This window comes from Amycolatopsis sp. NPDC006125 (assembly GCF_040614195.1).
GTDB lineage: Bacteria > Actinomycetota > Actinomycetes > Mycobacteriales > Pseudonocardiaceae > Amycolatopsis_E > Amycolatopsis_E tucumanensis.
The window spans coordinates 82,050-104,308 of the sequence record NZ_JBEXTZ010000013.1 but is presented as its reverse complement, the minus strand read 5'-3'; the positions used below and the strand labels follow the sequence as shown (position 1 = coordinate 104,308).

The window sequence follows — 22,259 nt, the reverse complement described above, 5'->3', positions numbered from 1 at the left end:
ATCGCGGGTGGTTTATCACGATTGCGGGATCCGGTGTGGGACGAACGCGGCGCCGTCGTCGGTGACCAGGCCCGCGGTCTCCCGGATGCCGAGGCCCGCGGACGTGTCGCCGACGATCCACGCGCCCAGCGCCGGGCGGAACCCGTCGAACTCGGGCAGCGGGTCGAACGCCTGGTAGACGTACCCCTCGGCGCCGTAGACGCCGCCGGTCTCGGTCTCGTAGCCGGGCGCCACGATCTGCACGTTCGCGCCCTCGCGGCCCAGTTTCGGCTTGCGCACGTACTCGGTGAGGATGCCCGGCTGGTCGACGAACGCGGGCAGCAGGTTCGGGTGGCCCGGGTAGTTCTCCCACAGGATCGCCAGCAGCGTCTTGTTGGAGAGCAGCATCTTCCACAGCGGCTCGATCCACAGGGTGCGCGGCAGTGATTCGGCGGCGAAGCGGCCGAACTCCTCCTCGACCACCCACTCCCACGGGTACAGCTTGACCACGGTGTTCATCGGCGCCTCTTCGAGGTCGACGAACCGCTTCAGCACCGGGTCCCAGCCAATCTCCTCGATCGCCAGGCCCACGGTGTCCAGGCCGGCCTCGGCCGCGGTCTCCTGCAGGTAGGAAGTGGTGATGTGGTCCTCGCCCGTCGGGTCGGCGCTGGACCAGGTGAAGTACAGCTCGTTGGTGGGCAGCTGGCCGCGGATCTCCTGCCAGCGCTCGACGAGCCGCTCGTGCACCGAGTTCCACTGGTCGTCGTCCGGGAAGACGTCGGTCTTCCAGTGCCACTGCAGCACCGACGCCTCCAGCAGCGACGTCGGCGTGTCGGCGTTGTACTCCAGCAGCTTCGCCGGGCCGTTGCCGTCGTAGCGCAGGTCGAAGCGGCCGTAGACGTGCGGGTCGCGGCGCTTCCACGACTCCGCGATGTGCGGCCACACCCACTCCGGGATGCCGAACTCGCGGTAGCGCTCGGTCAGCACGACGTTGTCGACGGCCTCCAGGCACATCGAATGCAGCAGCTCGACGTCGGCTTCGAGGCTGAGCACCTCGTCCATCTCCAGGACGTAGTGCACCGACTCGTCCCAGTACGGCCGCTCCTGGCCGGAGCCGTAGCGGGCGGGCGTGCCGAACACGAGGCCCTGCTCTTCGACGATGCGCTGCCAGTCCCGCCGCGGCTGGGCGGTCCCCCTCCGCACCCTAGGATCCCCCGCTCTTCCCGTCGCCGCCGCTGGACTTGCCGCTGATGCCGAAGCCGCCGCGCTGCACCGTCTTGCCGGACTGGGTCTTGACCGTGGTGTTGCCGGACGGCGCGGTGTAGGTGCCGCCGCGCACCGGCTGACCGACCGTGCCGGTGCCGCCGTAGTTGTAGCGGTACTGCTCGTAGCGGCCGCCGCCGATCGGGATGAACCAGAAGCCGGTGGCCGAGTTGTAGTACCCGCCGTGGCTGGTGGCGTAGTTGTCGTCGCAGAACTCGTCGGGCCGCACCGTGCCGGTGCTGTCCGTGCAGACCGCGCTGACCTCGTCACCGGTGGCCGCGATGTACCAGCTCGCCACGACGGCGACCAGGCCGACGGTCACGCCGCTGCCGATCAGCACCTTCCGCCGGGTGGCGGCTTTCTGCTCCGCCTGGGCGCGTGCTTGCTCCTCGGCGGCCTCCTGGCGGGCCTGGTCCTCCAGCGCCTGCCGCCGAGCGCGCTGCTCGGCCAGCGTGGGCTCCCGTCGTTTGGCCGTCGACGGGTCCTGGAACCGCATCGAGCCACGCGGGGGCTGTTCTTCCGGGGGCTGCTGGCCGCCCGGCGCACCGTCGTCTGTCATCGCGCTCACCCTAACCACCCGAGGGGTGTCCCGTCCCGCTGACGCAGGCATTATGGGACGCGATGCTCGGAGATGGAGTGGAAAAGACCACGCTGCGTACCCGCCTGGTGATGGCGGGTGTGTTTTTGGGCGCCATCCTGGCGTTGTCGCTGAGCGTCGCGTTCTCGTGGGGAGGCGCCGTCAGCGGCGGCGGCGAGGTCGAGGAGTCCCCCGAGGCGAAGGCCGCGTTCACCGCTCCGCCCGGCAGTTGCGTCACGTGGACCATGCCGGACGTGTCGGACATCCACATCGTGCCGTGCGCCCAGCCGCACCTGTACGAGGTCACCGGCGTGGTCAACATCGGCGACAGGTACCCGCCGAACGCGCCCGCGCCGACGGTCGACCAGTGGCGGGACATCGCGCTGGAACGCTGCACGGCCGGTGTGGAGACGTACCTGAACGAGCAGCTCGACCCGTTCGGCCGGTTCACGGTGAGCGCGCTGCGCCCCGGAAACGACGAGTGGGCCGACGGCGACCGCGAGATGCGGTGCGTGCTGCAGTGGGCCGCGCCCGGCGGCAAGCTGGAGCCGATCATCGGCAACGCGGCGGGCCAGTCGCAGTCGGCGGTGTGGGAGCCGGGCACGTGCCTGGCGCTGGTCGACAAGACGGTCGGCAACCCGATCGACTGCGCGCAGCCGCACTCCTACGAGATCGTCGCCACGCTGGACCTGAAGACGAAGTTCCCGGACGGCTACCCGTCGCAGAACGACCAGAAGATCTGGCTGGACACCGAGTGCAACCGGGCGGTCCAGGACTACGCGGGCGAGGTCGACCTGGCGGCGCAGAAGCTGATCCTGACGTGGGACATCCGGGAGCAGGAGAGCTGGGACGCCGGTTCGACGCTGGTGAACTGCAAGGTCGGCGCGAAGCTGGCGGACAACAGCGGCCTCGCGCCGGTGACGGGCAGCATCCGCAAGGCCGGGACGCCGGCTCCGCCCACGAGCCCGGGCAGGTAGTGGCCCGTGCCCGTGGAGATGTCGAAGGCCCGGTTCGAGGAACTGGTGGCCGACGCGCTGGACGAGGTGCCGGAGGAACTGGCCGGCGCGATGGACAACGTGGTCGTGCTGGTGGAGGACCACAACGACGAGGCGCCGGACATCCTCGGCCTCTACCACGGCGTCGCGCTGACCGAACGAACGAGCGACTACGGCGGCGTGCTGCCCGACCGGATCTCGATCTACCGCACCCCGATCCTCGCCATGTGCGATTCGGAGGAGCAGGTGGTGGAAGAGGTGCTGATCACGGTGGTGCACGAAATCGCACACCACTTCGGCATCGACGACAGCCGCCTGCACGAACTCGGCTGGGGCTAACCCTTCTTTAGAGGTGACCCACCAGGGTGGGCCCCGCTCGCGTTCTCCCCGTCGCCTGGCTGCCACCCGAGCGCCGAAAACAGGCCCTGTCCAGGGCGCGCAGCGTCCACTTCACCCTGGACAGGGCCTGTCTTTGGTGCTTCCCTGTTGCCTGGCCACGGGGCGGACGCGAGCCCAGGCCCACCCGCACCCAAAGCAACGGGCACAACAAACGAACCACCCCGGCGACCCGGCCCCTTCCTCCCCAGAGCTTGCCCGCCGGCGAGGCATCTTTTGTCTTTCGCCGACCCCCGATTCGGGTTCATCAACTCGCCTTTCCAACGCTCGTCATGGCAGCATCGGAAGCACTGGGGAATCGGGACGCCACCGAGGGTGATCATGAAGGACGTATGCCGGACCGGCGGCTGAGCTGGCTGCTGGCGGCCAATGCGGTGGGCAACCTCGCCGACGGGATCGGCAAGGTCGCCTTTCCGCTGCTGGCCGCGACCCTGACGCGTGACCCGGTGCAGATCGGCGCGCTGTCCGCGACCCAGTTCCTGCCGTGGCTGCTGCTCGGCGTGTTCGCCGGGACCCTGGCGGACCGGGTGGACCGCAAGCGGGCCGTCCTGCTGGCGAACGCGACGCGGGCGGTGGTCGTCGGGCTGACCGCGCTGCTCGTGTACACCGGCACGTTGTCGATCTGGCTCGTCTACGTCGCCGCGCTGCTGCTGGGTGCGGCCGAGACGGTGGCGGAGAGCGCGGGCAACGCGATGATCCCGGCGCTGGCCAGGCCGGATCAGCTGGAGAGCGCGAACAGCAAGTTCCAGGGCGCCGAGATCCTCGGCCAGACCTTCCTCGGCGGGCCGATCGGCAGTCTCACGTTCGCGGTGTTCGCCGCGTTCCCGTTCCTGCTGAACTCGGCCGGGTTCGCGATCGCGGCCGCGTTGCTCGTCGGGCTGGCGGGCAGTTTCCGGCCGAAGACCCGGGCCGAGCCGACCCGGTTGCGCACCGACCTGGTCGACGGGCTGAAGTGGCTGGTCCACCACCCGCTGCTGTGCCGTCTGGTGGTCATCGCCGGGCTGATCAGCTTCGCCAGCGAGATGGCCCAGGCCCAGCTGGTGCTGTACGCGCTGGAGGACCTCGGGCTGAGCGAGGCCGCGTTCGGGCTGTTCACGTTCGTCGGCGGCATCGGCGGGCTGGCCGGCGCCGCGGTCGCGCCGCGGCTGGTGCGGCGCGCGGGGCGGCGGCCGGTGCTGGTGGCCGGGATCTTCGCCGGTGGCGTCGGGTTCGGCGCGATGGGCCTGGTGCACCAGCCGATCGCGTCCGCCGCCCTGTTCGGGCTGTTCGCGGCGGCCGTCGTGGCGGTGAACGTGGTGCTGGCGACCGCCCGCCACACCCTGGTGCCGAGCGAGCTTCTCGGCCGCGTGCTCGGGGTGTGGCGGACGGTCGTGTGGGGCGCGATCCCGCTCGGCGCGCTGGCCGGCGGCGCGCTGACGCAGGTGCTCGGCAGCGCGAGCGCCACCTTCGCGGTGTCCGGGGGCGCCCAGATCGCGCTGGCCGCGCTCGCCGTGCTGCTGCTGTGGCGGTTCTCGATGGATCGCGAGCCGGTCAGCTCTTCCTGAGCAGGAACCGCTGCAGCTTGCCGCTCGGGGTCTTCGGCAGCTCGGGCACGAAGTGCACCTGGCGCGGGTAGGCGTGCGCCGCGTACTTCGTCTTCACCAGCTGCTGCAGCTCCGTCACCAGCTCCTCACCCGGTTCGGCGCCCTGGCGGAGCACGACGAACGCGGCCACCACCTCGCCGCGCAGCTCGTCCGGCAGGCCGACCACGGCCGCCTCCGCGACGGCGTCGTGCTGCAGCAGCACGCTTTCCACCTCGAACGGCCCGATGCGGTACCCGGCCATCAGGATGACGTCGTCGTCCCGCGAGGCGAACGTGAAGTAGCCGTCCGCGGACTTCGTGGCCACATCCCCGGTCAGGTACCAGCGGCCGTCGGCGGAGAACCGCTCCGCGGTGCGATCCGGCGCGTCGCGGTACCCGGTGAACCACATCAGCGGGCTGTGCTCCAGATCGACGGCCACCCGGCCCTGCTCGCCCGGCGGCGCGACCTCGTCGGCGTCGGGGCGCAGCACCTCGGCCCGCCATCCGGGCAGCGCGCGTCCCATCGAGCCCGGCCGCAGCTCGCCGCGGATGTCCGGGTGCCAGCCGTTCGCGATCACCATGCCCAGCTCGGTCTGGCCGTAGTGGTCCAGGATCGGCACGCCGAACGCCTTCTCCGCCCACTCGATGACGTCCGGGTTCAGCGGCTCGCCCGCCGACGAGCAGTGCCGCAGCCGCAACCCGTCCGGCACCGGGACGTCGGCGTTGCGCAGCGCGCGGTAGACCGTCGGGCCCGCGGTGAAGTTGGTGACGCCGAACCGCTCCAGCACCGAGTAGGTCAGCTCCGGGGAGAACCCGGCGTGCAGCAGCAGGCTGCGCTGCCCGAGCGCGAGCGGGCCGATCACGGCGTAGTACAGGCCGTAGGCCCAGCCCGGGTCGGCGGCGTTCCAGAACACGTCGTCCGGCCGGTGGTCCAGGCCGAACTCCTGGTACATCCGGAACGCGGCGATCGCCCGCGCCGGGATCGGCACGCCCTTCGGCGCACCGGTCGTACCGGACGTGAACAGCTCCACGATCGTCCCGTCGCCGCCGACGGCGACCGGCTCCGGCTGGGGTTCCGCGCGCAGCAGGTCGGCGAACGCGAGGTCGTCCCCGCTCGCCTCGCCGGTGACGATCACCCGCCGCTCGCCGGGGACCTCGTCGAGCTTGGCGCGCTGCGACGGGTCGGCGATGACCACCTGGACGCCGCCGACCCGGGTCTCGATCGCGGGCGGTGCGAAGGCGGTGAACAGCGGCACCTGCACCGCGCCGAGCCGCCAGATCCCCAGCACGGCGACGACGAACTCGGCCGACTTGGCCATCAGCGTCGCGACCCGGTCACCGCGCCCGACCCCCAGTTCCGCCAGCGCGGTGGCGAAGCGCGCGGAGGCGTCCCGCAGCTCGCCGAAGGTGAGGTCGCGGCTGGTCAGGTCCGGTTCGACGACGGTGAAGGCCACGTCGCCGTCCGGGTGGTCGTCGCACAGCAGCCGGGCGACGCAGGCGTCCGGCCGGTCGTAGGGGGACGTCGATGTCATGGAGCCGATGGTCGTCGCCGGGGCCCGCGCGTGCCACCCCCGGATGGGGGCCGATCAGCGTCTGGTGCGGGCGTCCGGTCGGTGCTGGAATGTCCTATGCGGATCAGCGACTCCGATGAGCCGGTCGCGGCGCGGCGCCGGCTGGTGCTGGCGGGTGTCGCCGGGTTCGCGGTCGGCGCCGGGATGATCGGCGTGCTGTGGGCGTCGACCACCGCGGTGAGCGGCCCGACCGCGGACGCGAAGGCCGCATGCGCCGCGCTGGCCAGGGCCGAGCCGCTGCCGGAGGGCCGCGTCGGCCGGGGCACCCTCGAACCGGGCGTGCTGCAGCACATCATGGCGGCGGACGCGCTGGCCTCGGCGGCCGCCGAGGTCAGCTCGACCTACGACGACCTCGCCGACCACATCGACGGCGTGCGGCGGATGGCGCTGAGCCTCAACTTCGCCGACCCCAACGGCCGGCGGCACCTCGCCCAGGCCCGCGAGATCTGCGGCACCGTCTAGCTACTCGCCGCTGCCCTTCTGGATCGTCCGGACGGTGAGCTGGTCACCGGGGATCTTCTCGCTCGCGCAGCCCGTGGTGGGCAGCTCGACGAACATCGACGCCGTCTCCTGCGGCGGGTAGACCCGCAGGCCGCGCACCGGCTGCGGCTGGCACGTCACGGTGTCGTAGTTCTGCACGTTGACGAACCCGATCTCGGCGTAGGCGGTGTCGCCGTTGTTCAGCGTGAACGCGCCGCCCTTCTCGCCCTGACGGACCGCCGCGGGGCCCACCTGGTGGCCGTCCTCCCCGGCGACGTACGAAACGCCCGGGAAGCCCTGGATCACACACGGACGGTCACTCACGTTGGTGAAGATCAGCGGCCGGTAGACCGTGCCGGCGCCGGCGTCACCGTGACCGAGGGTCAGCTTGAGGTCGCTGGACTTGCACAGCGTCTCGCCGGCCTTCGTGCTGGTCGCCGCGTCCGGTTCGGGCGACGACTCGGACGTGGACGGGCTGCTCGAGGTGGAGCCTGGCGTCGTCGGCGCCCCCGACTGCGGCTGGGCGTTCTCGGTGCCCGCGGTGCCGCATCCGGCCAGGACGGCCGCCAGTGCCGCCGTCGCCACACCGAGCCCGATGCGCGGGAAATGTCCTCGAACCACGATCTTTCCCCTCCCTGTGCCGATCGGAGCACTACCCGGGAGACGTGCGGTCCACACGCCGGGTTGCGTGGTGTCACGCGATTTTCCGACGACCCATCGCGACATGCGGTGAAACTACAACAAACCACCCTGCGTCACCGCCCGGGAAGTCGCCTACATGGGCAAACCGACCCAGTTCAGGCACTGCCAGCCACCGTCCGCGGCGATCTCCAGCTCGACGATGCCGGTGTTCGGGATCAGGCCCTGATCGGCCAGCTCGGGCCGCACATTCGGGGCCAGCCACTCCGCGCCGACGCGGATCAGCCCGCCGTGCGAGACCAGCACCACGACACCGTCCGATCGGGTGAGGTCGTGACGCTCGGCGAGACCGGCGATCGCGCCGGTGAACCGCGCCCTGGCCTGCTCGCCGGTCTCCCCGCCGGGCATCGAGACGTGCAGCTCGCCGCGGGTCCAGTGGCTGACCACGGTCAGGTAGTGCTCGATCGCCTCCCGGTCGTGGCGGCCCTCCAGGTCGCCGACGACGATCTCGTGCACGCCCTCGACCCGCTCCACCGTCATGCCCAGTGCCTCGGCCAGCGGGGCCGCCGTCTGCTGCGCGCGAATCGCGTGCGAGGCGTAGACCGCCTCCACCGGCTCGGTCGAGAGCTTCTCGGCCAGCTGCCGCGCCTGCTCGTGGCCCAGCTCGGTGAGCGGCGGCCCGGGCAACGCGGTGTCCAGCTTCTTCGCGACGTTGGCCGGGGTCTGCCCGTGCCGGACCAGGTACAGCTTCACGCCTGCTCCCCTCTCTGCACCGCGGCGACCCAGTCCGCGGCGTCGGTGAAGTCCTCGTTGCGGGCGGCCGGTTCGATGGTCGCCGTCACCCCGTCGGCCCGGGCGAACGAGCCGAGGAACCGGACATCCCGGCAGCGGCGGCGCAGCGCGGCGAGCGCGTCGGCGATGCGCGGCTCGGCGACGTGTCCCTCGAAGTCGATGAAGAACCGGTACTCGCCGAAGTTCTGCTTGTTCGGGCGGGCGTCCAGGCGGGTCAGGTTGATGCCGCGGGTCGCGAGCTCGGTGAGCAGTTCGGCGAGCGCGCCGGTGCGGTTGGCGGCCGCGGCGACGATCGAGGTGCGGTCGGCGCCGGTCGGCTCCGGCAACGTCACCGGGGGCCGCCGCATCAGCAGGAACCGGGTGCGGGCGTCCCGGACGTCGGCGACCTCCGTCGCCAGCACCTTCAGCGGGTAGTGCTCGACGGCGACCGGCGCGGTCACGGCGGCGTCGAACTCCCCTGCCTGCACGGCGACCGCGGCCGCCGCGGTCGAGCCGGCCGCCACCGCGCGGGCGCCGGGCAGGTTGTCCTCCAGCCACTTCCGGACCTGCGCGAGCGCGTGCGGATGGCTCGCCACAGTACGGATTTCGCCGACGTCGTCCCGCGTGAGGACGCTGAAGTGCACTGGCAGCAAGGCTTCCGCAACACCGATCAACGGCTCGCCGACGGCGAGGCTGTCCAGCGTCGCGGGAACCGCGCCCTCGACTGAGTTTTCGACCGGCACGCACGCCGCATCCGCTTCACCGCGCCGAACGGCGTCCAGCGCCTTCGGAATCGTCTCGGCGGCGACGAGTTCGTCCCCCGCCGTCGTGAAAGTGCGCGCCGCCTGCTCGGTGAACGTCCCGACCGGCCCGAAATATGCGATCCGTGACACGCGGACAGGCTACGCACCGCGCCGGGACTTGGTCTGTTCAGGCATTCGAGTGCGTCTCGTGGTTACGCGGGGTCGCGTTTTTTGGCATGGTGTAGAGGTGACTGCCGAATCGGGCACCCAACCCACCGGCAACCGAACGGAGGACCAGGTCGCTCCCTCGACTCCCGCCCTGGTGCTGTGTGCCGTCGACGAACCACTCGCCAGCGCGTGGCGCTCCGTTGTGGACACCATGACGGGATCGGTGCGCGTGCACCAGGGTTCGGTGCTGGACGTCGTCGCCGACGCCGTGGTGAGCCCGGCGAACTCGTTCGGCTGGATGCGCGGCGGGATCGACGCCGTCTACGCGCGCGCCTTCCCGAACGTCGAGCAGAACGTCCGCAGCACGATCCTCGCCTACCACGGCGGCGAACTGCCGGTGGGCAGCGCGGTCGTGGTCCCCACCGGCGAGCCCGCGCCCGCGTGGCTGATCAGCGCGCCGACGATGCGTGAACCCGGCGAGCGACTGCCCGCCGATACGGTCCACCCGTACCTGGCGGCGCGGGCGGTGTTCCTGCAGTGGCGCGACGGCGTGCTGGAGCAGGGCGTGGCGGTGCGCGCGGTCGTGGGGACGATCGCGATGCCCGGTCTCGGCACCGGCGTCGGCGGCGTCAGCCCGGAGACCTGCGCGCGCCAGGTGGCGGCGGCCTGGGACGAGGTCTTCCGGCGCAACTAGGTTCTGTTTCCCAAGCGGCGGAGCCGCTTGCGGTGGGCCGTCACCTGGCGCCGCCGCGGGTTTGAACGGGCGGAGCCGCGCGGAGCGCGTCCGTTGAGGGTGGTGGTGGGTGACGCAGATGGAGACCGCCACGCGAAGCGCGTCCGTTGAGGGTGGTGGCGGGCTGGCGGGAGGGGCCGCCACCCGCACCGCCACGCAAGCCCCTTCCGGACACGCCCTAACACTCCCGCGCTGGTCAGCGGCGCTTTCCGGGGTGCGTGTAGAAGGTCACAGCGCATTTACGCGCCGTAAGACCTACCGTTGAACCTGCGTTACCGGAGATGTCGACGCCAGCCCAGCCCACCGACGGGCAAGGAGTGTGGGAATGCCACGGGTACGTGAGCTCAGCCCGTACGTCGAGCTCCACCGGGAGCAGTGGCGGGAGCTGCGTCGCAGCACCCCGTTGCCGCTGACTGCCGAGGAGCTGCGCGGTCTGCGGGGGCTCGGGGAGCAGATCGATCTGACCGAGGTCGCCGAGGTCTACCTGCCGCTGTCGCGGATGATCAACCTGCAGGTCGCGGCGCGTCAACGTCTCTACGAAGCCACCACGACCTTCCTCGGCGAGGATTGCCGCGGCACGAAGGTGCCGTTCGTGATCGGCATCGCCGGCAGCGTCGCGGTCGGCAAGTCGACCACCGCACGCATCCTGCGCACCCTGCTCGCCCGCTGGCCCGACCACCCGCGCGTCGACCTGGTCACCACCGACGGGTTCCTCTACCCGAAGGCCGAGCTGGTCCGCCGTGGCATCATGCACCGCAAGGGCTTCCCGGAGAGCTACGACCGCCGCGCGCTGCTGCGCTTCGTCTCCGACGTCAAGTCCGGCGCCGAGTCGGTCAGCGCGCCGGTGTACTCGCACCTCGCCTACGACATCCTGCCCGGCGAGGAGCAGGTCGTGAACCGGCCGGACATCCTCATCATCGAGGGCCTGAACGTGCTGCAGCCCGGCCCGAGCCTGACGGTGTCGGACCTGTTCGACTTCTCCATCTACGTGGACGCGCACATCGAGGACATCGAGCGCTGGTACGTGGAGCGGTTCCTGAAGCTGCGCAGCACGGCGTTCGCCGACCCGGCCTCGCACTTCCACCACTTCGCCACGCTGGACGACGTCGAGGCCCGCGCCGAGGCGCGGCACCTGTGGCGCACTATCAACGAGCCGAACCTGGTGGAGAACATCCTGCCGACGCGCCCCCGCGCGACGCTGGTGCTCCGGAAGGACCCGGACCACAGCATCAACCGGGTGCGCCTGCGCAAACTGTAGGCGCGGCCTCGGCCGAACGGCTGACCCCGGCGACCGAGCGGTAACCGGTTGGCCGATACCGCCGGCACCTCGCAAAGCTCACCCTGGAGTGCAGGAAATGCGCCCTGACCAGGGAGGAGGCACGCCGATGTTCGCGATCATCTTCACGTGGATCGGCGCCGTGCTCGGTATCACGGTGCTGCTGGTGATGGCCTTCGGTGCGTTCGTCCTCGATTTCGAAGACGCTCTCGCCGACCGCCGCCGCAAGCGCCCGCTCGACCCCGTGGCCGTGGACAGCCCGACGACCGCCGTGCCCTAGCCGGTGAGGTGCGCGCCCGCGAGAGCGAGGCTGCGGGCGCGCAGCGTCGCCCTCGCCGCTTCGTCGTAGGCCTGTTCGTTCGCCCGGGCCGGCCGGTCCCGGTCGAAGAACTGGCCAGTCACGCCCTCGACCTCCGGAGCGACCGCCAGCCTGCGGGTGGCCGCCACCCCGGTGTCCAGGGTGTCGGAGCTGAAGCCGATCTCGGACAGGACGATCTTGGTCGGCATGTAGGTGCCCGGGTGCAGGCTGGTCGCGGTCAGCTCGGCGGGCGCGAACCGCCCGGCGAGGTCGAGGCAGTGCATGATCTGCGCGAGCTTGCTCTGCCCGTACGCACGCGTACCCGAGTAGTCCCGCTCGATCATGAGGTCGTCGAAGTCGAGCGGGTGCTGGCCCAGTGACGCGACGTGGACGACGCGGGCGGCGTGGTCCGCGGTCGCCGAGGCCCGCAGCAGCGGGATCAGGTTCTCGGTGAGCACGAAGGTCGCCAGGTAGTTCACCGCGAAGCGCAGCTCGTGGCCGTCCCGGCTGGTGCGGCGCTCGCGGCCGTCCGGCTCGCCGGACCCGATGCCGGCGTTGTTGACGAGCACGTCGAGCCGGCCGGCTTCGTCCGCGATCGTGCCTGCCAGCCGGGCAACCTGGGCGAGTTCGGACAGGTCGGCGGTCACTGTGACCGGCGCGGGGGCCCCGGCGGCGCGCACCTCCGCGGCGATCCGGTCGAGTTTGCCGGGGTCACGACCGTGCAGGACGAGACGGACGTCTTCGGCGGCGAGACGCACCGCGAGGGCCCGGCCGAGGCCGTCGGTGGCGCCGGTGATCGCGACGGTCCGGGTCACTACCGCTGCCTCACTCGTCCGCCGAGCCCGGGTCCAGCTCGTCGAGGGCGGCGACGTAGTCGTCGAGGTCGAACTCCAGCTCGCCGTCCTCGTCCTGGGTGAGGTGCTCCTCCAGGACCGCCGTCAGCTCGGCCAGCACCTCGTCGCGCTCCAGGCCCGACTCGGTCAGGCGCTGGGCGGCGATCCAGGTCTCGGCGGGCTCGCCGTCCCACAGCTGGTCGACCACCGTCGTCAGCGCCACCGCCCGCAGCTCGGACTCGTCGTCGTCCTCGAACTCGGCCGCGAACTCGCTCAGCACCAGCATCCGGCGCTGCTCGGGGTCGGACGGGTCGAGCTCGACCTCGTCGTCCTCGGTCTCGACCGTCAGCGACGGCAGCGCGAACTGGCGGCGTTCCAGCAGGTCCTGCACGTCCTCCGGAGTCAGGTCCTCCGAGCCGGCCAGGTAGGCGTCCAATGCGGACTCCTCCTCCGGCTCGCGGTCGTCCAGCCGGTCCTCGACCGCCTCGACCAGCGCGGTCAGCGCGTCCTCGGGCAGGCTCTGGCGCTCGCCGAACACGCGCGCCCACACCGGCAGCAGCGCGGCCATCGCCGCGTCCTGCTCCTCGGTCAGCTCGATCTGCCCGTCGTCCACGAAGTCCACAAAGGACTCCAGCTTGGCCGGGCCGACCCGCAGCGGGCGCCGCGCGTCGTGCTCCAGGCCGAACTCGATCAGCCGCAACGCGACCACGCGGGCGTCCTCGGTGTCGCCGACCTCGTTCCCGGCCGCGGCGAAGAACGAGTCGATGACCTCGGCCTGCTCCTCGACCGACAGCGGCTCCGGCTCCGCGACCTCCGCCGGCTCCGGCAACGCGCGCAGCCGGGCCAGTGCGAGCGCGCGGAACCGGACGAAGTCCTCGCCCACCTCGGGCTCGGCCTGCCACTCGGTGCCCGCGAAGGCGTCCGCGATCACCTCGTGGGCCTGCTCGGGGCTGATCTCCGCGGACTCGCCGACCGCCCGCAGCTCGGCCAGCACGTCCTGCGGCGACTCGACGATCGCGGCGTCGGTGACCCAGCCGCCGAAGCTGCCGTAGTTGATCGACACGACCAGCCCGTGGTCGCCGAACGACACCAGCACCGAGCTCTCGTCGCCGTAGACGTCGGTGGCGCGCCAGCAGGCGCCGGGCGTGACCTGGTTCAGCTTCGCCGCCCAGGCCGGCTCGGGCAGCCCGAACTTTTCCAGCGCCAGGCCCGCGGCCTCGCGCTGGTCCTCGTCCGCGGCCAGGACCCGCAGCGCGGCGAGCGGCGCCACCAGGCGCTCCGGCTCGGCGGTGCTCGCGGCGAGGTCGATCAGGCCGGCCGCGAGGTCGTCGTCGGCCTCCCACCACTCGCCGAGGATCTCCGAGGTGACCAGCTCGACGCGGGTCGGATCGGCGTCGTTCCCCAGTTCGGCGAAGGCGTTCAGAACCTCGTCGAATGCGGTCTCCGGCTGCGGCACCTCGGTCATGCGCTCATGTTCGCACCAGCCGCGCCCGGGCCGACGCGCGGGATCGGCGTTTCACTCCTTGGGCAGCGCGATCCGGGCGTTCCGGATTTCGGTGATCAACCGGACCTTCCGCTTGTGCCTGCCGACCAGTTCGGCCAGATAGGGCGCGAAGTCCGCCCCGCGGCCGACCGTCCGGTACAGCTTGCGCAGCCGGCGCAGGGCGCGCGCCGCCTCGCGGTAGTGCTCGACGGTCCGGCTGCCGATCAGCTCCTCCACGTGGGCCCGGTGGACCTCCAGCAGCTCCGCGGCCTCGTCCTCGCGGCCTGCCGCGACCAGCGCCTCGATCAGCGCGTCGGCGTTCGCGACAGTCGGCTCGCGGTCGAACTCCGCGCGCCGCAGGCCCAGCACGTCGTCGGCGAGCTCGGTGGCCGCCGGGTCCTGCTTCAGCGCCCGCGCCGCGTAGGTGATCGCCTCGCTCGTGCGGCCCGCGGCCCGCAGCACGCGCACGATCCGCAGGCTCGCCTCCATGGTCGGCAGCTGCTTGGACAGGATCGCGACCAGGCCGTCGACGTCGCCGGAGATCTCCACCAGTTGCTCGTGCAGCCGCTCGGCGACCGGCCGCTTCGCCCGGTCGCGGCCGGCCCGGTCGACGTGGGACCGCAGCTGGGCCAGCCCGGTCTCGCCGAGCGGGACGGCGAACTGGGCCAGGTCGATCTCGGTGCGCCCGTCGAACGCGATGCCGGCGAGCCAGTCGGCCAGCTCGACGGGGTCCGGCGGCCGGGCCGCGCACGCCCGCGCGTAGAGGCCGAGGGCGCGCCGCAGCTCGGCGCCGTCGCCCTCGTCCCGGCAGATGCGCTCGACGGTGCGGCGGGCCAGCGGGGCGACGTCGGCGCGGGTGCCGGAGTCGAGCAGCCGCTGCACGGTGTCCAGCACCGGGCCGATCTTCGCGACCTCGGCCTGCGGCTCCGGCGCCGCGGCCCGCAGTTCGAGCGACCGTCGCAGTTCCGGATCGCGTTCGGCCTGTTCGTGGAGCAGTCCGGCCAGCGTCTCGGAGTCGAGGGAGGACAGGTAGGCGCGGAGATCCGTCACCCCGCACATCCTGGCCTACTCGCGTCGCAGCGCGATCGGCGCGGCACCGCCTGTTTCATGATCGAAATCCGCGTCTTCCTCGGCGAGCAGGTCGCGGAACTCCTCGGTGATCTCGTCCAGCTCCTCCAGCAGCCGCTCGATCGCGGCGGGCCGCAGCCCGGAGCGCTCGCCGGCCCAGCGGCCCCACGGCGGCAGGACCTCCGGCAGGGTCGCCAGGAACTCCTCGGGGAAGCCCTCGGTGTTGAGGACGTCCTCCAGGAGGAGGTCGAACTTGCCGGGGCCCACCCGCAGCGGGCGGCCGAAGTCGTCGTCGCAGCCGTAGTCCACGACGAACCGGACGCAGTCGGTGAACCAGCGGTCGTCGCGGACGCCGTCGGCCTCGGCGAGGAAGGCGCGCACCAGCTCGTCCCGCTCCTGCTCGGTGAACGTCGGCGGTTCCACGGGCGGCTCGGCCGGCGGCATGGCGCGCAGCCGGGCGGCGACCAGCGCGCGCAGCGGGGTGAGCGGGTCCTCGGCGATCACGTCCGGCAGCAGGGCCGCGGCGCTGTCGTTGACCGCGACCGCGTCTTCCAGGATCCGGCGTGCCTTCGGCAGCGGGATCCGCTCGGTCACGAAGACCTCGCTGGCCTCCTCGCCCGCGCGCATGCTGTCCACCAGGTCGCCCACCTGGTCGGTGAGGTAGACGTCGCCCAGGCCGCCGCCGCTCAGCTCGACCTCGGCGACGAGCCCGTGCGCGTGACCGGCCCGGGCCGCACACAGCAGCAGGGTGGCCCCGTCGCCGTACACGTCGGCCTGCTGCCAGCACTCGGTGACAGTGAGGTCGCCCAGGTCCCAGGGCGGTTCGGGCATGGCGGAGAACGCGTCGGCCGCCTCCGCGGCCCGGTCGCGCTGCTCCTCGGTGAGGGCCAGGTGCTGCAGCATCCGCAGCAGCGCGCGGGCGGCCGGGCTCGGGCGGCGGGCGGCGTCGTCGATCAGCGGCAGCACGACGTCGCGGCCTTCGTCGGACGGGTGCCACAGGTCGCCGAGGATCGTCGAGGCCATCAGCTCGACCTCGACCGGGTCGCGCTCGGCCAACGCGTCCTCCGCGTCGGCGAGCACAGTCTTGAGCAGCTGCCGCCGCTCATCGGAGACGGCGGACTTCTTCTTCGCGGGCTTTCGCTTCCGGCTGACCGGGCTCATGCGCCCATGGTGGCAGCTCCGCGGCCGGAGACCACCCTGGGCAGCGCGATGCGGGCGTTGCGGACCTCGACGAGGAGGCGGGTCTTGCGCTTGTGCGTCTCGACCAGACCGGCCAGGTACTCGCCGAACTCCGGCACCCGGTCCGCGCGTTTGTGCAGGGCCCGCAGCTCACGCAGCCGCTGGGCCGCCTCGCGGTAGCCGTCCGGGTCCTTGAGCTGGATCAGCTCGTCGACGTGCAGGCGGTAGACCGGGATCGCCTCGGCCGGGTCGTGTTCGGCGAGGCGGGACAACGCCTGCTCGCGCTCCTCGGGCCAGCGGCCGAGCTCCTCGGCGGCGGCCCGCAGCGCGCGGTAGGTGTCCGGCGACGGGTGGCGGCGGAACTCGGCGCGGCGCAGGGCGAGCACGCCCTCGCGCGGGTGCACGACGGTGCGGGCGGCGTGGGCGATGGCCTCGCCGTGGCGGCCCGCGGAGCGCAGCAGGCGGACGATGCGCAGCGTGGTGGCCGGGGTGGGCGGCTGGGCGGACAGGATCGCGAGGAGGGTGTCGACGTCGCCGGTGACCTCGGCGAGCTGCTCGGTCAGGCGGCGGGTGGCGTCGTTCTCCGGGGCCTCGCCGAGCGCGGCCTTGAGGTGCGTGAAGCCTTCGTCGCCGAGCGCGGCGGCGAAGTCGGCGAGGTTGATCTCGGGCCAGCCGGGCCGGTCGAGCTGCGTTTCCAGGATCCAGTCGGCCAGCTCGCGCGGGTCGGGTGGGTGGACGGCGCAGGCGCGGGCGTAGAGGCCGATCGCGCGGCGCAGCTCGGCGCCGGTGGCTCCGGTGTCGGCCATCCGGCGGGCCAGCGGGGTCAGGTCGGCCTGGGTGCCGGCGTCGAGGAGTCGTTGCAGAGTGTCCAGAACCGGACCGACGGTGCCGTGCGCGACGGCGCGCAACTCCAGCTCGTGTCGTAACCGCGGGTCACGGTCCGCCTGTTCGAGGAGGAGTTCGGCCAGCGTCTCCGCGTCGAGAGTGCGCAGGTAGGCACGCAGATCCGGGGCCGAGGTCATGCGGACAATCCTGCCGCACCCGATGGAAGGAGACCGTCACCCAACAGCGTCGTCTTCTCTGACGCTGCGTGAGCATCAGCAGGGGCTGAGCCACTGGAAGAAGTAACCGGTCTCCGCGCCACGATCGAGGTCGTCCAGGAGGGGGACGGGCGAGATCTCCGGGACGCTGCGCGGGTACGGGCGCCAGCGTCCCGCGTCGGCGAGGTAGTAGAGCGACCACATCTCGTCGAGGCCGTAGCGGAGCTGCGCGAACGGCCGTTCGGCCGCACCGCCGCTGGCCCATTCGGCGCGCCGCTCGACGAGGGTCACGATGCGCCCGCGCCAGCGGGACATCACGCTGTACTCACCGCGCTGACCAGCCGGAACCCGCCGCTCACACCAGCGATCGATCTGGCGTTGCTGGAGCTCGGGGATCGGCGACATACCCACAGTGATACCGCAACCCGATCGGGTCGTGCGGCACCGGATACTGCGCCCTGTGACGCTCGACGATCTGCAACGGCGGCTGGCCGAGTTCGCCGCCGCCCGGGACTGGGAACGGTTCCACACGCCGAAGAACCTGGTGATGGCGCTGTCCGGGGAGGTGGGCGAGCTGACGGCGCTGTTCCAGTGGCTGACGCCCGCGGAGTCCGCCTCGGTGCTCGACGACCCGGCCACCCGCGCCGCGGTGCTCGACGAACTGGCCGACGTGACCATCTACCTCGCCCGGCTGGCCGACGTGCTCGGCGTGGACCTCCTGGAAGCCGCCGAAGCAAAGGTGAACCGCAACGAGTCGCGGTTCCCCGTTGATCGTTTCGACTAACCTGGCACCCGCGGCCCGACGGGCACCGAAGTAGCCACTTCGTCGCTGCCCCCACCCGCACGTGGATGACGCGTGCCCAGTGGGGGAAACGAAGTGGCTCTTGTCCGGCACAGCGCCGAGCACCTTCTCGCGGAGGCCGGTCAGTTGGCCACGACGTTGACGGAGCAGGCCAGGCACCAGTGGGGCCACCGCCCCGGCCAGAGCGAGATCGACTCCTGGGAGCGCAGCCTGCGACCGTTCCTGGCCGACCTCGTCGACGCCGGGCTCGGTGAGGTCGAGGTGCTGCTGGAGCACAAGCTGCCGCACAGCCCGAAGCGCGTCGACGCGGTGCTCTGCGGCCTGCACCCGCGCACCGGCGAGGCCAGCTACGTCCTGGTCGAGCTGAAGCAGTGGTCGAAGGCCGAACTGCTGGCGGCGGACCTCGTGCGGATCGCCTCCCGCCCCGATCCGGTGCTGCACCCGGTCGAGCAGGTCCGGCGGTACTGCGAGTACCTGGTCGACTCGACCCCGGCGCTCGCCGACCGGCCGAACGCGGTGCACGGGGTCGCGTACCTGCACAACGCCGACGCCGCCGGCATTTCGTCGTTGCGGCAGTACCAGCCCAGCGAGTTCGGCACGCTGTTCACCAAGGACGACAAGGCGAAGCTCGCCGACCGCCTGCGGTCGCTGCTCGACCCCGCCGCCGGCCGGGACGCGGCCCGGCGCTCGGCCGACGAGTTCCTCGGCTTCGAGCACGCGCCGACCAAGCCGCTGCTGGACCTCGCCGCGCGGGAGATCCAGGAGCGGGAGCAGTTCGTGCTCCTGGACGAGCAGCAGGTCGCGGTCGAGGTGGTGATGCAGGCGGTCGAGCGGGCCAGGGCGGCGGCGACGCGGACGGTCGTGGTCGTGCTGGGCGGTCCCGGCTCGGGCAAGAGCGTGATCGCGCTGAGCCTGCTCGGTGAACTCGCCCGCCGCGGACGGCGGGTGCACCACGCGACCGGGTCCAGCGCGTTCACCAACACGATGCGCAAGGTGGCGGGGGCGCGGAACCGGCGCGTGCAGACCCTGTTCAAGTACTTCAACAACTACATCGACTCGCCGCCCCGCGAGCTGGACGTGCTGATCTGCGACGAGGCGCACCGCATCCGCGAGACCAGCGTCAACCGCTACACGAAGCGCGACCAGCGCGCGAAGGCCGGGCGGCAGGTCGACGAGCTGATCGAAGTGGCGTCGGTGCCGGTGTTCCTGCTCGACGAGAACCAGACCGTGCGGCCCGGCGAAATGGGTTCCCTCGCGGAGATCTCCGCGGCGGCCGAGTCGCTGGGCTGCCGCCTGGAGGTCGTGCGCCTGTCCGGGCAGTTCCGGTGCGGCGGGTCGGACGCGTTCGACAGCTGGGTGGCCCGGCTGCTCGGTCTCGACCGGCTGCCGCCCGTGCCGTGGAGCAAGCTGGGCGACGACTTCGTGGTGGCCAGCGCCGCGACGCCGGACGCGCTGGACGCCTGGCTGCGGCAGCGGATGGAGACCCACGGCGGCACCGGCCGGCTGTCGGCGGGCTACTGCTGGCGGTGGAGCGACCCCGCGTCCACCCCCGACGGCAAGCGGCTCGTGGACGACGTCGTCATCGGGGATTGGCGCCGTCCGTGGAACGCCAAGCCGAAACAGCGGGTCCCGGACGTGCCCGAGTCGTACTACTGGGCCTCCGACGAGCGCGGCTTCGGGCAGGTCGGCTGCATCTACACGGCGCAGGGCTTCGAGTACGACTGGTCCGGCGTGATCTTCGGCCCGGACCTCGTCCGCCGCGACGGACGCTGGGTCGCGCGCCGGGAGCACTCCCACGACCCGGACGCCAAGAAGGCCGACGACCTGGAGTTCGGCCGGCTCGTGCGGAACACGTACAAGGTGCTGCTGACCCGCGGGATGCGGGGGACCTGCGTGTACTCGACGGACCCGGAGACTCAGGCCTTCCTCGAGGAGATGGCCGGGTAGCGGCTCTTGGGGTCGCCCACGGTCCAGCCGCCGAGCAGGAGACCGACGCCGATCGCGCCGAGCGGGACGCCCGCGGCCAGCCCGGCGCCGCCGAACAGGGCGATCACCGTCAGGAACATCAGGACGAGGCCCGTGCCCATCGTGATCCAGGCGATCCACTGGCGGTCCCGCGGAACCGGCGGGAGTGTGGCGGCCGGTCGTGGCCAGGCGGGCACGGGCGTCGGAGGCAGCACCGCAGTCGGCTGCGGCGGGACGGCGACCGGCGGTGGGGGCGCGACGGCGACCGGCGGTGCGGGCGCCGTCCGCGGCTGCACCGGGACCAGGCCCAGCGACTGCCACGCGGCAGGCAGGTCGAGCACGGCGGCACCGAGTTCCCGCGCCCGCGCCAGCCGCGGTTCGGCGGCGGGCACGTCGTCCGCGACCGCGAGGTGCGTCACCGACGCGGTGAGGTTCTTGGCGAGCGGGATCCGAGCCGCGAGCACCGCGGCGCGCAGCGCGTCGGCGGCAGCGGTGCGTCCGAGGACGAGCACCCGCGTCCGGTCCGCGGACGGCGCCCGGCGGAGGTCCCGCAGCGCCTCGGGCACGCCCAGCGCCTCGGCCACGTGCCGCAGCTCGCGTTCCTCGTCGTCGGTGACGATGCCGTCGGACTCGGCCACCGCCCGCATCGCGGCGACGAAGTTCAGGTGCGCCCGGTGCACGTCCGACGAGGACATGCCGGCCGCCGTGGCCAGCGCGGCCAGGTCGGCGGCTTCGGCGTCGGACAGGTGGTGGTCGGCGAGCGCGTCGGCGAGCAGGTCCGCGTACGGCGTGTCCGCCGACTCGATCCGGTCGACCAGGCCGGAGAGCCACGTCCCGGCGGTCGCGCGGGCGGGCTCGGGACGGCTCACCACGCGACCGGTGACCGCCAGGCGCGGCAACCGCGGCAGGTCGAACCGGCGCTCGAAGGCCAGGCCGTGCGTGCTCACCAGTGCCGCGAGGACCTGCGCGCAGGCCCGCGCGTCGGGAGCCGCCTGGTGCGCGGGGAACCCGCCGAGGCCGAGCGCTTCCGCGACAGTGGCCAGCCGGTAGTTCGGCAACCGGAGGGCGGTGCGCGCGGCAGCCAGCGTGCACACGCCCGGCAACGTGGGGAGCCGCAGACCGATCCGCTCCAGCTCCGCGGCCAGGAAACCCTGCTCGAACGCCAGGTTGTGGCCGACGAGCACGCTGCCCTGGCACAGGTCGAGCAGGTGCCCCGCGATCTGGCCGAGCGCGGGCGCGGAGTCCAGCTGCGCCCGCGTGATGCCGTGGACCCGCGCGGGCCCCGAGTCGACTCCCGGCCCGGGATCGACCAGGGTCGAGAACTCGCCCAGCACTGTGCCGTCGGCGCGCACGCGCACGGCCGCGACCTCGATGATCCGGCCGGGCTGCAGGCCGGTCGTCTCGAAGTCGATCGCGGTGAACTCGGTGCCGACGGCCGGAAATCGGCCGGAACCGGACATGGGGATGATGTCGATGAGCATTCCGGCTTCCCTGGTCGAGGATTGACGCGTAGTCCATCGCGGCGGGCGCGAAAACGTTCCTGGTGAAACACAATCGTGATCATCGGCGGTTCTGTAACGCATTCGGGACGCGCAGCGAGAAAAGAGCCGTGCCCGATGTTCCCGCCACGCCGAAACGGCGAGTGCCCACCTGGATCAAGATCGTTCTAGCCGTGTTCGCGGTGCTCTTCGTGCTCGGCGCGGTGTTCGGAAAGCCCACGGAGAAACCGGTCGCGCAGCCCGCGCCGACTACCACCACCGTGGCCACCACCAGCAGCAGTCCGCCCGTGGAGCCCGTTCTCCGGGTCACGCGGGTGACCGGATCTAGCATCGTGGTAAGCGATACCGCGGGAATCTCGAAAACCGTTTACGTCCCCGGAATCCAGCCGGCCGCGGATTGTTACGGAACGGAGACCGCGAGCTGGGCCACCGCATTTCTGGTCGGCAAGGAAGTGAGCTTGCAGTCGGTCACCGAGGAGGCTGGGCGGACGCTGGCGCACGTCCTGCTCGCCGATGGAACGGACTACGCGGTCGCCGCCCTGCAGGGTGGTTACGCGCGTTTCGTCGCGGATGCGGTCACCGACTCCTACGCGAACGTCCTGCGGTCCGCGGAAAGCGCGGCCAGCACGGCGAAGGCAGGATTGTGGGGACCGCCTTGCAACGGCAGCCCCACCACACCGCCGGTCGCGCCGCCGCCGGTCACCGTTCCACCCGCTCCCGCCAGCACCCCCAAACCCGCGGCGCCGAAGCCCAGCACGCAGAAGCCAACCGAGGAACCGGACGTCTCCAGCGCCTACTACGCCAACTGCTCGGAAGCGCGGGCCGCGGGCGCGGCTCCCCTTCACCGCGGCGACCCCGGCTACCGCTCGGGGCTGGACCGCGACGGCGACGGAACCGCTTGCGAGTGACTTCGTCGCAGAACGTGTGATATCCACGACCG

The 22,259-nt window shown here is 72.0% G+C and carries 23 protein-coding genes; 10 read left to right on the top strand and 13 right to left on the bottom strand.

Annotated features, from left to right (window positions below; translation table 11 throughout):
• Window positions 1–15: 15 nt before the first annotated feature.
• Window positions 16–1,182, bottom strand: coding sequence for a glutathionylspermidine synthase family protein (locus tag ABZ193_RS09820; protein ID WP_020416420.1), 1,167 nt, complete (start codon window positions 1,180–1,182; stop codon window positions 16–18).
• Between the two features lies 1 nt (window position 1,183).
• Window positions 1,184–1,738 (bottom strand): hypothetical protein, encoded by a 555-nt coding sequence (locus ABZ193_RS09815; protein ID WP_020416419.1) that lies wholly within the window; start codon window positions 1,736–1,738, stop codon window positions 1,184–1,186.
• A gap of 125 nt (window positions 1,739–1,863) precedes the next feature.
• Between ABZ193_RS09815 and ABZ193_RS09810 the strand changes: the two genes are divergently transcribed.
• From ABZ193_RS09810 to ABZ193_RS09800, 3 genes are all read left to right on the top strand, one after another.
• Window positions 1,864–2,796: a septum formation family protein gene (locus tag ABZ193_RS09810; RefSeq protein ID WP_354709556.1), complete on the top strand. Its 933-nt coding sequence runs from the start codon at window positions 1,864–1,866 to the stop codon at window positions 2,794–2,796.
• Between the two features lie 6 nt (window positions 2,797–2,802).
• Window positions 2,803–3,153 (top strand): metallopeptidase family protein, encoded by a 351-nt coding sequence (locus ABZ193_RS09805; RefSeq protein WP_020416417.1) that lies wholly within the window; start codon window positions 2,803–2,805, stop codon window positions 3,151–3,153.
• 389 nt (window positions 3,154–3,542) lie between these two features.
• Window positions 3,543–4,754 carry an MFS transporter gene (locus ABZ193_RS09800; RefSeq protein ID WP_020416416.1) on the top strand — a complete coding sequence of 404 codons (1,212 nt, stop codon included), beginning with the start codon at window positions 3,543–3,545 and terminating at the stop codon, window positions 4,752–4,754.
• Here ABZ193_RS09800 and ABZ193_RS09795 read toward each other — a convergent pair.
• A complete protein-coding gene (locus tag ABZ193_RS09795) occupies window positions 4,741–6,303 on the bottom strand; it encodes an AMP-binding protein (RefSeq protein WP_354709554.1) in 1,563 nt (520 codons plus the stop codon). The genes ABZ193_RS09800 and ABZ193_RS09795 overlap by 14 nt on opposite strands.
• A 96-nt stretch (window positions 6,304–6,399) precedes the next feature.
• On the opposite strand from ABZ193_RS09795, the gene ABZ193_RS09790 reads away from it, so the two are divergent.
• Window positions 6,400–6,804, top strand: a complete 405-nt coding sequence (locus tag ABZ193_RS09790; RefSeq protein WP_020416414.1) for a hypothetical protein — start codon at window positions 6,400–6,402, stop codon at window positions 6,802–6,804.
• Here the strand turns inward: ABZ193_RS09790 and ABZ193_RS09785 are convergent, their stop codons facing one another.
• The 3 genes from ABZ193_RS09785 to pheA all read right to left on the bottom strand — a co-directional run bounded on the left by ABZ193_RS09785 (window position 6,805) and on the right by pheA (window position 9,125).
• Window positions 6,805–7,443, bottom strand: coding sequence for a DUF4232 domain-containing protein (locus ABZ193_RS09785; RefSeq protein ID WP_039791165.1), 639 nt, complete (start codon window positions 7,441–7,443; stop codon window positions 6,805–6,807). It lies immediately after the preceding gene.
• Between the two features lie 153 nt (window positions 7,444–7,596).
• Window positions 7,597–8,214 carry a histidine phosphatase family protein gene (locus tag ABZ193_RS09780; RefSeq protein WP_020416412.1) on the bottom strand — a complete coding sequence of 206 codons (618 nt, stop codon included), beginning with the start codon at window positions 8,212–8,214 and terminating at the stop codon, window positions 7,597–7,599.
• A complete protein-coding gene (gene pheA, locus ABZ193_RS09775) occupies window positions 8,211–9,125 on the bottom strand; it encodes a prephenate dehydratase (RefSeq protein WP_020416411.1) in 915 nt (304 codons plus the stop codon). The genes ABZ193_RS09780 and pheA overlap by 4 nt, the downstream gene beginning before the upstream one ends.
• Before the next feature lie 97 nt (window positions 9,126–9,222).
• On the opposite strand from pheA, the gene ABZ193_RS09770 reads away from it, so the two are divergent.
• The 3 genes from ABZ193_RS09770 (at window position 9,223) to ABZ193_RS09760 (ending at window position 11,432) form a co-directional block, all read left to right on the top strand.
• Window positions 9,223–9,837, top strand: coding sequence for a macro domain-containing protein (locus ABZ193_RS09770; protein WP_027935612.1), 615 nt, complete (start codon window positions 9,223–9,225; stop codon window positions 9,835–9,837).
• A gap of 364 nt (window positions 9,838–10,201) precedes the next feature.
• Window positions 10,202–11,134 carry a type I pantothenate kinase gene (coaA, locus tag ABZ193_RS09765; protein WP_017986156.1) on the top strand — a complete coding sequence of 311 codons (933 nt, stop codon included), beginning with the start codon at window positions 10,202–10,204 and terminating at the stop codon, window positions 11,132–11,134.
• 127 nt (window positions 11,135–11,261) lie between these two features.
• Window positions 11,262–11,432 (top strand): hypothetical protein, encoded by a 171-nt coding sequence (locus ABZ193_RS09760; protein ID WP_020416408.1) that lies wholly within the window; start codon window positions 11,262–11,264, stop codon window positions 11,430–11,432.
• Here the strand turns inward: ABZ193_RS09760 and ABZ193_RS09755 are convergent.
• The 6 genes from ABZ193_RS09755 to ABZ193_RS09730 all read right to left on the bottom strand — a co-directional run bounded on the left by ABZ193_RS09755 (window position 11,429) and on the right by ABZ193_RS09730 (window position 17,368).
• Window positions 11,429–12,265 (bottom strand): SDR family NAD(P)-dependent oxidoreductase, encoded by an 837-nt coding sequence (locus ABZ193_RS09755; protein ID WP_354709552.1) that lies wholly within the window; start codon window positions 12,263–12,265, stop codon window positions 11,429–11,431. The two genes, ABZ193_RS09760 and ABZ193_RS09755, sit on opposite strands and share 4 nt — an antisense overlap.
• A gap of 10 nt (window positions 12,266–12,275) precedes the next feature.
• Entirely contained in the window at window positions 12,276–13,748 is a 1,473-nt protein-coding gene (locus tag ABZ193_RS09750) for a hypothetical protein (protein WP_354709550.1), read from the bottom strand.
• Between the two features lie 51 nt (window positions 13,749–13,799).
• Entirely contained in the window at window positions 13,800–14,825 is a 1,026-nt protein-coding gene (locus ABZ193_RS09745; protein WP_237337502.1) for a hypothetical protein, read from the bottom strand.
• Window positions 14,826–14,831: 6 nt separating this feature from the next.
• Window positions 14,832–15,995, bottom strand: coding sequence for a hypothetical protein (locus ABZ193_RS09740; protein ID WP_237337501.1), 1,164 nt, complete (start codon window positions 15,993–15,995; stop codon window positions 14,832–14,834).
• Window positions 15,992–17,035 carry a hypothetical protein gene (locus ABZ193_RS09735; protein WP_354709549.1) on the bottom strand — a complete coding sequence of 348 codons (1,044 nt, stop codon included), beginning with the start codon at window positions 17,033–17,035 and terminating at the stop codon, window positions 15,992–15,994. Before ABZ193_RS09735 ends, ABZ193_RS09740 begins: the two co-directional genes overlap by 4 nt.
• A gap of 75 nt (window positions 17,036–17,110) precedes the next feature.
• On the bottom strand, window positions 17,111–17,368 hold the full coding sequence (locus ABZ193_RS09730; RefSeq protein ID WP_235716050.1) for a hypothetical protein: 258 nt from the start codon (window positions 17,366–17,368) through the stop codon (window positions 17,111–17,113).
• Window positions 17,369–17,513: 145 nt separating this feature from the next.
• Here ABZ193_RS09730 and ABZ193_RS09725 point away from each other — a divergent pair, with 145 nt between their 5' ends.
• Together ABZ193_RS09725 and ABZ193_RS09720 are read left to right on the top strand one after the other, a co-directional pair.
• Entirely contained in the window at window positions 17,514–17,837 is a 324-nt protein-coding gene (locus ABZ193_RS09725) for a nucleotide pyrophosphohydrolase (protein ID WP_237337499.1), read from the top strand.
• A 93-nt stretch (window positions 17,838–17,930) separates the two neighbouring features.
• Window positions 17,931–19,802 (top strand): DNA/RNA helicase domain-containing protein, encoded by a 1,872-nt coding sequence (locus ABZ193_RS09720; RefSeq protein ID WP_354709548.1) that lies wholly within the window; start codon window positions 17,931–17,933, stop codon window positions 19,800–19,802.
• On the opposite strand, the gene ABZ193_RS09715 is transcribed toward ABZ193_RS09720, so the two are convergent.
• Entirely contained in the window at window positions 19,772–21,301 is a 1,530-nt protein-coding gene (locus ABZ193_RS09715; RefSeq protein WP_354709547.1) for a 3'-5' exonuclease, read from the bottom strand. The genes ABZ193_RS09720 and ABZ193_RS09715 overlap by 31 nt on opposite strands.
• A 191-nt stretch (window positions 21,302–21,492) precedes the next feature.
• On the opposite strand from ABZ193_RS09715, the gene ABZ193_RS09710 reads away from it, so the two are divergent.
• The gene (locus ABZ193_RS09710) at window positions 21,493–22,227 is read left to right on the top strand and encodes an excalibur calcium-binding domain-containing protein (protein WP_237337496.1); all 735 of its coding nucleotides are present in this window, start codon (window positions 21,493–21,495) and stop codon (window positions 22,225–22,227) included.
• Window positions 22,228–22,259 lie beyond the last annotated feature (32 nt).

Coding starts and splice junctions, on each gene's coding strand:
- ABZ193_RS09815 (WP_020416419.1), bottom strand. CDS start 1,738: ATGCGGTTCCAGGACCCGTCGACGGCCAAACGACGGGAGCCCACGCTG.
- ABZ193_RS09810 (WP_354709556.1), top strand. CDS start 1,864: ATGCTCGGAGATGGAGTGGAAAAGACCACGCTGCGTACCCGCCTGGTG.
- ABZ193_RS09800 (WP_020416416.1), top strand. CDS start 3,543: ATGCCGGACCGGCGGCTGAGCTGGCTGCTGGCGGCCAATGCGGTGGGC.
- ABZ193_RS09795 (WP_354709554.1), bottom strand. CDS start 6,303: ATGACATCGACGTCCCCCTACGACCGGCCGGACGCCTGCGTCGCCCGG.
- ABZ193_RS09790 (WP_020416414.1), top strand. CDS start 6,400: ATGCGGATCAGCGACTCCGATGAGCCGGTCGCGGCGCGGCGCCGGCTG.
- coaA (WP_017986156.1), top strand. CDS start 10,202: ATGCCACGGGTACGTGAGCTCAGCCCGTACGTCGAGCTCCACCGGGAG.
- ABZ193_RS09760 (WP_020416408.1), top strand. CDS start 11,262: ATGTTCGCGATCATCTTCACGTGGATCGGCGCCGTGCTCGGTATCACG.
- ABZ193_RS09750 (WP_354709550.1), bottom strand. CDS start 13,748: ATGACCGAGGTGCCGCAGCCGGAGACCGCATTCGACGAGGTTCTGAAC.
- ABZ193_RS09745 (WP_237337502.1), bottom strand. CDS start 14,825: ATGTGCGGGGTGACGGATCTCCGCGCCTACCTGTCCTCCCTCGACTCC.
- ABZ193_RS09740 (WP_237337501.1), bottom strand. CDS start 15,995: ATGAGCCCGGTCAGCCGGAAGCGAAAGCCCGCGAAGAAGAAGTCCGCC.
- ABZ193_RS09735 (WP_354709549.1), bottom strand. CDS start 17,035: ATGACCTCGGCCCCGGATCTGCGTGCCTACCTGCGCACTCTCGACGCG.
- ABZ193_RS09730 (WP_235716050.1), bottom strand. CDS start 17,368: ATGTCCCGCTGGCGCGGGCGCATCGTGACCCTCGTCGAGCGGCGCGCC.
- ABZ193_RS09715 (WP_354709547.1), bottom strand. CDS start 21,301: ATGCTCATCGACATCATCCCCATGTCCGGTTCCGGCCGATTTCCGGCC.